The following is a 12,296-nucleotide window of genomic DNA, read 5'->3' on the forward strand; positions in this document are numbered from 1 at the left end:
CAGCATTGGCATTTATTGTTTGCTTTAAGGAGCATTATGAAACTCGAATATTATATTGATAACTATCGAACTATTTTGTCACGGGTTTTGCTGATTGGCCTGATGGGTTGTTCTGGCATAGTCGGCTGCTCGAAACCGGTCGAGCAAACCTACAGTGACAGGCAAATAAATCAACAATCGACGAAGGATAATACATTATCGGATGCAGTCCAAAACAATGGTAATCAATCGATATTAACGGAAACTCAGGCGAAACAGCTTGATCCACTGGCCGGTAATAAGCAGGGGAAGGTGGTACTTTATCAAATGTTTACCCGGCTGTTTGGTAATACCAATCAAACCAATCAGCCCTGGGGCACTATTGAGCAAAACGGTGTCGGCAAATTTAATGATATTACCGATACCGCCTTGCAAGGGATCAAACAATTGGGCGTGACCCATATCTGGTATACCGGTGTATTGCATCATGCAGTAATTAATGAATATCCGGAATTAGGCCTTGTGTCTGATGATCCCGATGTGGTGAAAGGACGCGCCGGTTCGCCTTACGCCATTAAAGATTATTATTCGGTAAACCCGGATCTGGCAGAACAGCCTGTCAATCGATTACAAGAGTTTCAGTCATTAGTGAAGCGTACGCATCAACAGGGTTTAAAAGTGATCATTGATATTGTGCCAAATCACGTGGCACGTAATTATCATTCACTGGCAAAACCGGAAGGGATAGAAGATTTTGGCGCCTCTGACAACAAGCAGGTGGAGTACGCCCGTGATAATAACTTTTATTACGTGCCGGGAAAGAATTTTAAAGTGCCTGAGTCGAATAATGGTTATCAACCACTGGGGGGCGAAGCGCACCCGTTAGCGGATAATTATTTTAATGAACAACCGGCGAAATGGACCGGTAATGGCAGTCGAAGTGCCCAACCTAAATTGGACGACTGGTATGAAACGGTAAAAATCAATTATGGTGTTCGACCAGACGGAAGCTACGACTTTCCACAATTGCCTACTGGGTTTGATAAAAAAGACTATCAACAGCACTTTGCGTTCTGGCAGCGTCAATCGATCCCCGACTCATGGAAAAAATTTCGACAGATAGTCGAATACTGGTTAGATATGGGCATTGACGGCTTTCGTTTTGATGTAGCTGAGTTAGTTCCTGTGGAATTTTGGAGTTATTTGAATTCGGCCATCAAAATGAAAAATCCCGATGCCTTTTTGCTGGCAGAAATTTATCAGCCGCATTTGTATCGAGATTTTATTCATCTTGGAAAAATGGACGTTTTATACGATAAGGTGGATTTTTACGACACCACCAAAGCGATCATGCAAGGAAAAGCAAAAACAGGGCAGTTAATCGATATTCAGCACAAGTACGCAGATATTGAACAATATTTAATGCATTTTTTAGAAAATCATGACGAGCAGCGTATTGCGAGTAAGGCCTTTGTCGGCGATCCCAGACGAGCAATGCCGGCGATGGTGGTATCGGCTACCATCAGTCGCTCACCAACCATGATTTACTTTGGTCAGTCTGTGGGAGAGCCGGGTGATGGCGATGCAGGCTTTGGTGATCCAACTCGTACCACCATATTCGATTATTGGGGCGTACCGAATCATCAGGCATGGATGAACGGTGGCGCTTTTGATGGCGGGCAGTTAACCGATGAGCAAAAACAATTACGGCGTTTTTATGCCCGGTTGTTAAACATCAGTGCCGATCATCCGGCGATGCTGGGTAAATTTACAGAACTCCATGGTTATAATTTGCAGCGCAACAAACGTTATGATGAGAGCCTGTTGGCATTTGCCCGTTGGACACACAGAGATACGGATAAAAAACACAAAACGGGTGAATCAAATGAAGTGGATGATACTGATCTGAATATTGTTGATTCAAAAGGTGATGAAAAAATAATTGTCATCAGTAATTTTAGTGCAGAAAAAAATTATTCAATTAAGTTACATCTGACACCGTCGTTAATCAATGATTGGCAATTAAAAGCAAAAAATTATCGATTAACGGATCTATTAACGGGTGATGAATCAAAAAAATTACAAGTATTGGATCAAAAAGCGTTTATAAAGGTTGATTTAAAACCATTGCAGTCGTATATTTTTAAAGTGAGTTCTTAACTCATAGCAAGAGTAAGAGAAAGCATTCCACTGACGAGCTCGGTTTGCTTTCTCTAACTCTTCATTTTATTCCTTCTTACATATTTCCTTTTTTAAATCACTGGCTTCATTTTTCATGCCAATGCAACTGTCCGTTTAACCCGATTTATTGTTTTCTTAAAAATATTAAATCTGTTTTGCTGCTGTTTTTCTTATCAAATCGATACCCGTCAACATCAAAGGATTTTAAATCATCAGGAGAGTCAATCTGATTATCGATGATATAGCGTGACATCAGGCCTCTGGCGCGTTTGGCAAAAAAGCTGATCATTTTGTATTGCCCGTTTTTATAGTCTTTAAACTGGGGCGTGATGATTGAATAGGGCAATTGCTTAGCTTTTACGGCTTTAAAATATTCATTCGAAGCGAGGTTGATTAACACTGGCGAGCGGTGCTTTTCTAACAATGTAACGATGGCGTCATGAATTCGGTTTTGCCAAAAGTCATAGAGATTTTTTCCTCGCTGATTAGCAAAACGCGTGCCCATTTCGAGTCGGTAAGGCTGTATTAGATCCAGAGGTTTTAATAAACCGTATAATCCCGATAATATTCGTAAATGCTTTTGTGCGAATGTAAAGTCTTTCGCTTTTAATGTGTCGGCTTCTAACCCTTGGTAGACGTCGCCTTTAAAAGCGAGCACTGCAGGGCGTGCATTATCAGGCGTGAAGGGTGTTTTAAACGATTGAAATCGATGCAAGTTTAACTCGGCCAATTTATCACTCAATTTCATAAGTCCGGCTATATCCTGATGGGTTAAGGCTTTTAATTCTTTGATCAAAAGTTCGGACTGATCCAGAAACTCAGGTTGCGTAAACTTTTTTGTGGCTAAAGGGCTTTCAAAGTCGAGACTTTTGGCGGGTGAGATAACGGTAATCATAGTTTTTAGTTTAATCGTTAGTTGGATAAATCATAGTACTGCAGTCAGCAGTACTGGTGCTAATTAGGCCACAGAGAATAACAGATCCACCGAATTATTTCAGGCTTGCTTATGGATTTTATCGATTGAATATTGTGTTACGCTGGAAGTATGAATTTAGGTGTAGATGACGTTAGGTGTATAAGAGTTAGGTGTATAAGAGTTAGGTGCATCAGAGTTATGTAGCGGTAATGTAACCGCTCTAATAACAATAGGCATTATATGGATGCTGACGAAGTGGGAGAGATAAATGGCTAATCGACAACAATTGACCTTTGAAAGCAATGGCAATCAGTTAGTTGGGCTTTTAGAAACACCCAATGAAGGTGCTGAGCATTACGCCATTTTTGCTCATTGCTTTACCTGTGGAAAAGATGTCATTGCCGCTTCACGAATTGCGCGAGGGCTTGTGAATCGTGGAATTGCGGTACTTCGATTTGATTTTACCGGGTTAGGCGGCAGTGATGGTGATTTTGCCAATACTAACTTTTCTTCCAATATTGATGACTTGATTGCTGCTGCCAATCATTTACGAAAGCATTATAAAGCGCCGGATCTTCTGGTGGGTCACAGTTTGGGCGGAGCTGCAGTGATACGGGCGGCGCATCGTATTGCAGAAGTAAAAGCTGTGGCAACTCTTGGTGCGCCGGCTCAGGCGTCACATGTGACCAAACAACTGACGTGCAGTATTGATACCATTGAAGAAAAAGGTGCGGCTGAAGTTAACTTGGCTGGGCGAAACTTTCTGATTAAAAAGCAATTTCTTGACGATATTAAACAATCGGATACTCAGCCAATTGCCTCACTGAATATGCCGCTTTTGGTAATGCATTCACCAGTGGATACGGTGGTGGATATTAAGCAGGCTGAAATTATTTACAAAGCCGCCAAACACCCTAAAAGTTTTATTAGTCTCGACAGTGCCGATCATCTGCTGACTAAAAAGCAGGATGCGGAATACGCTGCCGAAGTTATTGCCAGCTGGGCGATTCGTTACTTGCCTGATTACACTCCTGTAAGGGAAAAGCCCACTCAGGTTGCTTCAGGAAAAATTATTGTGAACGAACGCAATCATCGATTTACACGCAATGTGTTATCCGATACTCACGTATGGTTAGCGGATGAGCCTGCAAAAGTAGGTGGTGATAATTTGGGACCAGATCCCTATGAACATTTGTTGGCCGCACTGGGCACCTGTACTTCAATGACCATTCGAATGTATGCCAACCGTAAAAAAATACCATTAAAAGACGTTTCAGTTAGTCTGGAGCACTCAAGGCAGCACGCCAATGATTGCGAAAATTGTGATAAATCCGATGCCAAAATAGAGGTTTTTCATCGGGTATTAACATTGGACGGAGATTTATCAGAAGAACAGCGTGAGCAGTTATTAGTAATCGCCGATAAGTGTCCGGTGCATCGTACGCTGTGCGGAAAAATAGATATTACGACTGAGCTTAAATAGGAGCGAGCTTAAATAAGAGCTAGCTTGTGAAATGCGCTTGTAAATAAAAGCAACAGGTTAAAATTTTTTAACTGGATTTTACTTGAATTGATCAGGTGGCGTTTTCGTCTTTCAATATCACCTGTAAGCTTCCGTCTTGCTGTATTGCGACTTCTATTTCTATTGGCCGGCAGCACACTTCGCAGTCTTCCACATAGCGCTGTTCGGCTTCGCTGCAGTCAATTAACAAAGTGATGGGTTCGCCGCAATAAGGGCAGAAACCATCGTATTCTTCCCAATCATTCATGTTGTTTCTTATTGCTCATACATTTGACTATTAGGTAACTGGCCAGTAATCCCAGCATAGACATGATCGCAATAAATATAAAGTAGTGTTGAAAACCGGTTATCCCGGGATTGGCATCAAGCAGGCGTCCGGTAATGGGGGCAAAAAAGATATCGGGCGTGTAGCCAACGGCTGAAATAATGCCCACTGCTTTACCTGTTTGTCCGGTGTTAATCTTACTTTCCTCAAGCAGAGCAAAATAAACGCCTCTGAGAGCAAACACGGCTATGCTGGTGATTGCCAGGCCTGTTATTGCGGTTATTTTAAAGTGGTAAGGAGAGTTGATAAGGGAGAGCAACAGGAAGGTGGTAAGCAGAGTGGCAAACAGTACAAGTATGGCGTGACTGGCGCGAAGTCGATCAGCGATAACCCCGGCACCAATGGCCGATATTGGTCGCAAAAAACTTAAGTATCCGGTGAGCTCGGCGGATTCGGCCGCAGTCATATTCAAAACGTCTACGGCAAACACACCATAGTTATCCAGTGCCTTATAACCGCAGTAGGCCGTAATCACTACGGTGGCTTGCAGCCAGATCACAGGATCGCGAAACACGCTTTGGGATTTGGGCTTAAAGCCTGATAGATCTGTCGATGGAGAGTACGCTGTTTGCTGTTGTGCGCTTTGCTGAGCAACAAAACGTTGAGGGATCAATAATATGACTATTGCAGCCAAAGTTGTTGTCGCAGTATAGAGCATGATAATCATTTGCAGGTTATCAGCAGTCGAAACCGTATCGCCTGAAGCCACTGTGACCGATTTGTCTAACACTCCGACACTGAGCAGGCCAACCGCCAGCATGGCTACCAGAGAAGCAACCAGACCTCGTCCACCATCGAGTATGCCAAAGGCTTTACCCTGAGAGTGTTGACCTGCAATCACCCGAGTCATTTTAATCATGGCGGCCCAAAACAGCAGGATACTGGTTAGGCCCCAATAAGCGAATAACCAATGAAGTCCAGCAGCATTTGGCAGTGTGTAGAGATAAAGGCCACCAAGTGCGGTGGCAAACAGGGATAAACTCATTAAATGACGGGCGGAAAATTTATCAGCAATAAAGCCACCCGGAAAATAAGACAGCATGGCAACCACACCGTATACGGCAAAAATATCACCCAGCTCGGTATTGCTGATATCAAGCACATCAAGAAAAATCGGGCGGAAGAAACGTGTTATATGAAAAGGCAAGCTGAAAATCATTTCGCCTGCAAACACTAGCACCAATAAAATCAGGTATTTTTGAAAATTGCCTTGTTTGATACTGACTCCTTAATGTTTATTATTGTATTTATACTTATGTGTACTAGATTTAAAGGCAGTCTGATATAACTTAATACATACTTTTAATCGATTTAACGAAGATATATTAATGATAGCAAAAAAATGGTGGGACAATTTTCTTGAACGTAGTCCTGGATATAATATTGAAGAAAAACGGCGCAAATTGGTTTTTTATGTAGCTAGCTATGCAGGCGGCTTAATTACATTGTTTTTTTCTTCACAGCATATATCTACTCAGAGCTTCTCTCCTCAGTTACTTTTTTTAGGACTTTTAATTTTACTCAATGTTATTCTTTCTCATTTTGTAAATAAAAAACAGCCTTTTTTTTATACAGCTGGACTTCTTAACGGTGGTCTTATGTTATACCTGACTATAAGTGGAGGGTATAACAATACTGGACTTTTTTGGATATTTCCTTTACCAATTGCTTCATTTATACTTCTTGGTTACTGGATTGGTTTGATTTTTAATTCTATTCTGTATTTACTGGTTTCTTTATTACTATTAAACCCAGATTACATTCAGGCAAGTTATTCATCAGATGACACAAGTCGATTTTTAGCTTCATTATTTACAACAATATTATTGGCTTCAATAGGTGAGTACTTTCGTTATCGTAGTCAAACTGAGCTCACTGAAATTAATTTGGAACGTCAGCGACAAGCTAATACCGATCCTTTAACACATTTACCTAATCGCCGATTTCTTGAAACAGTTTATCTTCCGCGCCTGCATAATCAGGAGGAGCAAAGTTTTCCAGTAACTTGTGTGGTTATGGATATCGATCATTTTAAGCAAGTTAACGATAAACATGGCCATGATATTGGAGATAAAGTTTTAAAGCATATTGCTCACCTATTAACACAACATATTAGACAGACTGATGTTGTAGTTCGTACTGGCGGTGAGGAGTTTTTGGTGATTTTTCCAAAAGCGGATTTAAGTATTGGATTTAAGTTATCGGAGAAGTTAAGGCAAACAGTAGAAGTTAGTCCGTTTGTAATGGAAGGTACCACGTTAGACATCACCTGTAGTTTTGGTGTGTCTACGGCATTAACGAGTGATGAAATAAATGCGGCTTTTAAGCAGGCCGATGACAAACTGTACCAAGCTAAGCGAGCCGGACGAAATTGTGTTTGCTAGTTTTTTGTGTATAAGATTATTATTTAGTGTGACAGCAGAAAGAAATTTTAGCTTCGAGAAATAATGTTATTACCGGGATTAAGTTTGGAGAAATTAAAAAGCCGACATTTGTCGGCTTTTTAATTGCGAGTAGTTAAAAGTATTAACTGCGTTAATTATAAAAACTCCGGATATTAAGGCAGCTCAAGATAGCCCATATTGTATAGCGTAAAGGCAAATATATCGGCCGCTTGCTCAATACGTTTTGACGTCGGCGTTCCAGCACCATGACCTGCATTGGTTTCAATGCGGATAAGTGTGGGGTTGCTGCCTACTTGATGCTTTTGTAACTCAGCCGCAAACTTAAAGGAGTGAGCCGGTACAACTCGATCATCATGATCGCCAGTGGTGATCATTGTCGCCGGGTATGAAACACCCGGTTTTACGTTATGAACCGGAGAATAATTTTTAAGGTATTCAAACATTTCTTTACTGTCATCTGCTGTACCGTAATCGTATGCCCAGCCTGCACCTGCGGTAAAGGTATGGTAACGAAGCATATCCAGAACGCCTACTGCTGGAAGTGCGACTTTCATCAAGTCTGGGCGTTGCGTCATCACTGCACCAACTAATAGACCACCATTTGATCCACCATTAACCGCCAGGTGATCGGAGCTGGTATATTTTTCAGAAATTAAAAATTCTCCGGCAGCAATAAAGTCATCAAACACATTTTGTTTGCTAAGTTTGGTACCTGCTTTGTGCCATTCTTTACCGTACTCTCCGCCACCGCGCAAGTTAGCAACGGCGTATACACCACCCAGTTCCATCCATACGGCACGAGTGACACTAAAGCGGGGTGTCAGACTAATATTGAAGCCACCATAGCCATAAAGAATGGTCGGGTTTTTGCCATCGAGTTCAAGACCTTTTTTATAGCTGATGATCATTGGCACTTTGGTGCCGTCTTTCGAGGTATAGAAAACCTGTTTGGATTCAAAGTTATCGGGATTAAACGCAATTTCTGGTTTACGGTAAACATCTGAACTGCCCGACTTAGGATCAAAAGAATAAATGGTTGAGGGTGTTATATAGTTTGAAAAACTGAAATAAAGCGTCTCGTCTTCTTTTTTACCACCAAAGCCACCAACACTGCCAACACCTGGAAGGTCGATGTCTCTGACAAGCTTTCCGTCATAATCGTATTGCTTCACTTTTGAAATGGCATCAACCATATATTCGGCAAACATAAAGCCAGCACCAGTATTAATACTCAATACATTGTCGGTTTGCTTAATAAAATCTTGCCAGTTTTCTGGTGTAGGATTGCTCGCATCAACGGTGACAACTTTTTTGTTCGGCGCATCCAGATTGGTTACCAAATATAGTTTACTGCCTCTGTTATCGAGTACATAGGTATCCGAGTTGGTGTGATCAAGAATCGTTACTAGAGAGGCATCTTTTTTCGATAAGTCTTTAATAAACAGCTTGTTGCCTGATGTTGAAACTGCAGCGCTAATCAGCAGGTAGCGATCGTCTTCGGTCACCTGTCCGCTAACATAACGATGCTTTTGTGCTTCTGTACCACCAAAGACAACCGGGTCATTTTTTTGCTCAGTGCCTAACGAGTGATAATAGAGTTTGTGTTGATCGGTTTTGGCGGATAACTCACTGCCTTCGGGCTTGTCGTAACTGGAGTAGTAAAATCCTTCATTACCCTTCCAGGAGATGCCACTGAACTTAACATCCACTAATGGTTGTTCCAGTTGCTCTTTTGTTTCGGCATCTATAACGATAATTTTGCGCCAGTCGCTGCCACCTTCTGAAATGGAATAGGCGGCAATACTGCCATCTTTCGAAAAGGTTAGCTGAGATAGAGAGGTTGTGCCATCGTCACTGAATTTATTGGGATCAAGAAAAACTTCTGTCTCACCTTTTTCATTGGTTCGATACACCACAGACTGATTTTGTAAGCCATCATTCTTGTAAAAATAAGTGTAGTTACCTTCTTTAAAGGGTGAACTGACTTTTTCGTAATTCCATAATTTTTCGAGTTTTTTCTCAATGTCTTCACGAAACTTGATTTGCTCAAGATAACCAAAGGTCACCTTGTTTTGGGCTTTGACCCATTCGGCTGTTTCATCGCTCATATCGTCTTCGAGCCAGCGGTATGGATCAGGCACTTTTTCGCCAAAGTACTCATCGACCACATCGCCTTGACGAGTCTGTGGGTAAGCAAGTAATTGGCTGTGCGATGATTTTTCAGGTGTTGATGCCTGACTGGTGGTTTGTTGATTATCAGCCTGAACATCCTGTTTTTTGTCTGCTGAATCATTTTGCTTCGAGCAGGCCAGTAGCAGTGATGATGACAAGGCAATAATGAGTAGCTTATTCATAAATTTGTCCTGTGTTTTCTTTTGTTATTAGTTGAGTGTACCAAAGGTAGGTGCGATAGGGTACTGGGGTAAACGTTGACGGTTTTTATAAAACAGTATTTACAAATTATTCATTACAAAACGATCGATAGAGAACAATTCATTCAATACGATTTATACAAAAGTATGCCCCTCTGTAATGAGGGGCATTGAGTGTGAACTACTGGTTCTTTTTATTATTTAACGGGAAATCCGCGATCGCGCATTAGTGCTTCAACCTTCGCATCACGGCCTCTAAATGCCCGGTAGGCATCGGCCGGATCAACGGCGTTTCGAACAGAAAACAAATGTTTAACCAGCTTTTTCGAGACTTCTTCATCGTAGAATCCGCCTGGCGCTTCTGCAAAGGCTTCTGCTGCATCTGAAGTTAATACTTCTGCCCAGATATAACCGTAGTAGCCTGCCGAGTAGCCTTCACCAGAAAAGATATGACCAAAGTGTGGTGTGCGGTGGCGCATCACCAGTTCTCCGGGCATATTGAGTTTCTCAAGGGTTTCTCGCTCAAATTTATCGGCGTCGATATTTTCAGGATCGGTGGTGTGGAGCATTAAATCCACCATGGCAGACGCAAGGTATTCGGTGGTTTTAAAGCCTTCGTTAAACGTGGATGCGTTTTTGATTTTTTGCACCAGTTCCGCCGGAATGGGTTTACCAGTTTCATGGTGAACCAGATAGTTATTGATAACTTCGTCGGTCAGTAACCATCGCTCCAATAACTGCGATTGAAACTCGGTATAATCTCTTACACCACCATTTAGGCTAGGGTAGACAACTTTCGATGATAGCGCATGCAAGGCATGACCAAATTCGTGGAAAAAGGTTTCCGCATCATCCCAACTGACTAATACCGGCTCGCCGGGTGCGCCTTTAATAAAGTTGGAGTTGTTGGAGGATAGTACATTTTCTTTACCATCGAATGTAGTATGACTGCGGTAGCTGGTTGCCCAGGCTCCTGAGCGCTTACCTTTGCGGGCAAACGGGTCGAGATACCAAAGGCCTATATGCTCACCACTGGATTTATCCGTAACTTCCCAGACTTTAACGTCTTCATGAAAAACAGGAACCGTTCCTGGTTTGATTGGCGTAAAAGTAAAGTTGAACAGTTCGCCCGCAACGTAAAACATGGCGTCACGTAATTTATCCAGCTGTAAGTACTGCTTTACTTCATCTGAATCGAGAGCGTATTTTGCTTTACGTACTTTTTCTGCGTAATACCGATAATCCCAGGGTTCAATTTTAATGCTTTCTTTACCCGCTGCCTGATACTCTGCATCGGCGATGGCTTGCATATCGGCCACTTCTTCATCGACTCGGGCAATGGCTGCTGGCCACACTGACTTCATTAATTCAAACGCATTTTCTGGATTTTTTGCCATGCGATCTTCAAGTCGCCACTGAGCGTAATTATCGTAGCCCAGCAGTTGCACACGCTCATGGCGTAACTTTAATATCTTGGCGATTAATGCATTGTTATCGTATTCATCGCCATTGTCGCCACGGTTGTAATAGGTTTTCCAGACTTTCTCTCTGAGCGCACGCTCATCGGAATAGGTCAGAAAAGGATCCATTGATGAGCGAGTATTGGTTATGGCGTACTGACCTTTTTTATCACGAGACTCTGCTGCAGCGGCAGCCGCTTTTACAAAAGAGTCGGGTAAACCGCTAAGCTGCTCTTTGGTTAAAAACAGCACATAATTTTCTTCATCATGCAGCACATTGTTGGAAAACTGTGTGTGCAGTTTTGCCAACTCCTGATTTATTTCGGCGTAACGTTTTTTCGCTTCGCCATCCAGTGTGGCGCCATTACGGGCAAAACCATCATAGGTTAATTGGACCAGTCGCTTTTGATCGCTGCGCAGTGTTTTCATTTCATCGCTGTTATAAACCGCTTTGACACGCTCAAATAACTTTTCATTTTGATTGATCTTAGAGAAAAAAGCCGACAGTTTTGGCGCCATTTCCCGTTGAATGTCACGAAATTCAGGCGATGACATATTCGAGCTCCAAATGCCCCAGTAGGTGAAAATGCGGCTTAGATCATCGCCTGCTCGCTCCATTTCGACAATGGTATTTTCAAATGTCGGTGGCTCAGGATTGTTTGCAATGGCATCAATTTCTTTTAACTGTCGCTCCATACCAATGGCTAATGCCGGTTTTAGATCGTCTAGTTTGGCCTTATCGAAAGCCGGTACACCTTGATAAGGGCCGGTCCATTCCGCCAGCAGTGTATTTTGTTCGGATGGGGTAGACTTGTCGTATACCGTTTTAACTGTTTCTGCGACTGGGGTGTCAGGTAGAGCCGTGTCTTTATTGTTGTCGGATTGCTCAGTGCAGCCAATCAGTGCGGTCGCAACAACGCCTGCGACGATAGTTAATTTTGTTTTCATTTTGGTTGTTCCTCTTTTTTAGACCCATTTTAATAGGGGACTGGTCCTTATTGTACCCAGCAATGTTTATGGAGTGAGAGCTCATCACTCGTACCGTCCCACTTTAAGTGCCTGAATTGCCGCTGGACCGTAACAGAGCCCAGCTTGGCAATAATAGGATAGTTGTTAAAGCAGGCATTAGTTTATCT

8 protein-coding genes are annotated in these 12,296 nt (G+C 42.3%); 3 read left to right on the forward strand and 5 right to left on the reverse strand.

Going from position 1 to position 12,296, the window contains the following annotated elements; genetic code table 11:
* Positions 1-36: 36 nt before the first annotated feature.
* Entirely contained in the window at positions 37-2,139 is a 2,103-nt protein-coding gene (locus C8D97_RS01135; protein WP_245411367.1) for an alpha-amylase family protein, read from the forward strand.
* A gap of 145 nt (positions 2,140-2,284) precedes the next feature.
* On the opposite strand, the gene yaaA is transcribed toward C8D97_RS01135, so the two are convergent.
* The gene (yaaA, locus tag C8D97_RS01140; RefSeq protein ID WP_109761499.1) at positions 2,285-3,055 is read right to left on the reverse strand and encodes a peroxide stress protein YaaA; all 771 of its coding nucleotides are present in this window, start codon (positions 3,053-3,055) and stop codon (positions 2,285-2,287) included.
* Positions 3,056-3,344: 289 nt separating this feature from the next.
* Between yaaA and C8D97_RS01145 the strand changes: the two genes are divergently transcribed.
* Positions 3,345-4,559, forward strand: coding sequence for a bifunctional alpha/beta hydrolase/OsmC family protein (locus tag C8D97_RS01145; protein WP_109761500.1), 1,215 nt, complete (start codon positions 3,345-3,347; stop codon positions 4,557-4,559).
* Positions 4,560-4,650: 91 nt separating this feature from the next.
* Here C8D97_RS01145 and C8D97_RS01150 read toward each other — a convergent pair whose 3' ends face one another.
* Positions 4,651-4,845: a CPXCG motif-containing cysteine-rich protein gene (locus tag C8D97_RS01150; protein WP_109761501.1), complete on the reverse strand. Its 195-nt coding sequence runs from the start codon at positions 4,843-4,845 to the stop codon at positions 4,651-4,653.
* Entirely contained in the window at positions 4,838-6,082 is a 1,245-nt protein-coding gene (locus C8D97_RS01155; protein WP_109761502.1) for an MFS transporter, read from the reverse strand. The genes C8D97_RS01150 and C8D97_RS01155 overlap by 8 nt, the downstream gene beginning before the upstream one ends.
* A 169-nt stretch (positions 6,083-6,251) precedes the next feature.
* Here C8D97_RS01155 and C8D97_RS01160 point away from each other — a divergent pair, with 169 nt between their 5' ends.
* Positions 6,252-7,307: a GGDEF domain-containing protein gene (locus tag C8D97_RS01160; protein ID WP_109761503.1), complete on the forward strand. Its 1,056-nt coding sequence runs from the start codon at positions 6,252-6,254 to the stop codon at positions 7,305-7,307.
* A 173-nt stretch (positions 7,308-7,480) separates the two neighbouring features.
* Here the strand turns inward: C8D97_RS01160 and C8D97_RS01165 are convergent, their stop codons facing one another.
* The gene (locus tag C8D97_RS01165; RefSeq protein WP_109761504.1) at positions 7,481-9,682 is read right to left on the reverse strand and encodes a prolyl oligopeptidase family serine peptidase; all 2,202 of its coding nucleotides are present in this window, start codon (positions 9,680-9,682) and stop codon (positions 7,481-7,483) included.
* A 215-nt stretch (positions 9,683-9,897) separates the two neighbouring features.
* Positions 9,898-12,108 (reverse strand): M3 family metallopeptidase, encoded by a 2,211-nt coding sequence (locus C8D97_RS01170; protein ID WP_109761505.1) that lies wholly within the window; start codon positions 12,106-12,108, stop codon positions 9,898-9,900.
* Positions 12,109-12,296 lie beyond the last annotated feature (188 nt).

It is taken from the genome of Pleionea mediterranea (assembly GCF_003148745.1).
Classification (GTDB): domain Bacteria; phylum Pseudomonadota; class Gammaproteobacteria; order Enterobacterales; family Kangiellaceae; genus Pleionea; species Pleionea mediterranea.

Excerpts from the sequence above, each read along its gene's own strand:
- C8D97_RS01135 (WP_245411367.1), top strand. The coding sequence starts at position 37 with ATGAAACTCGAATATTATATTGATAACTATCGAACTATTTTGTCACGG.
- yaaA (WP_109761499.1), bottom strand. The coding sequence starts at position 3,055 with ATGATTACCGTTATCTCACCCGCCAAAAGTCTCGACTTTGAAAGCCCT.
- C8D97_RS01145 (WP_109761500.1), top strand. The coding sequence starts at position 3,345 with ATGGCTAATCGACAACAATTGACCTTTGAAAGCAATGGCAATCAGTTA.
- C8D97_RS01150 (WP_109761501.1), bottom strand. The coding sequence starts at position 4,845 with ATGAATGATTGGGAAGAATACGATGGTTTCTGCCCTTATTGCGGCGAA.
- C8D97_RS01155 (WP_109761502.1), bottom strand. The coding sequence starts at position 6,082 with ATGATTTTCAGCTTGCCTTTTCATATAACACGTTTCTTCCGCCCGATT.
- C8D97_RS01160 (WP_109761503.1), top strand. The coding sequence starts at position 6,252 with ATGATAGCAAAAAAATGGTGGGACAATTTTCTTGAACGTAGTCCTGGA.
- C8D97_RS01165 (WP_109761504.1), bottom strand. The coding sequence starts at position 9,682 with ATGAATAAGCTACTCATTATTGCCTTGTCATCATCACTGCTACTGGCC.
- C8D97_RS01170 (WP_109761505.1), bottom strand. The coding sequence starts at position 12,108 with ATGAAAACAAAATTAACTATCGTCGCAGGCGTTGTTGCGACCGCACTG.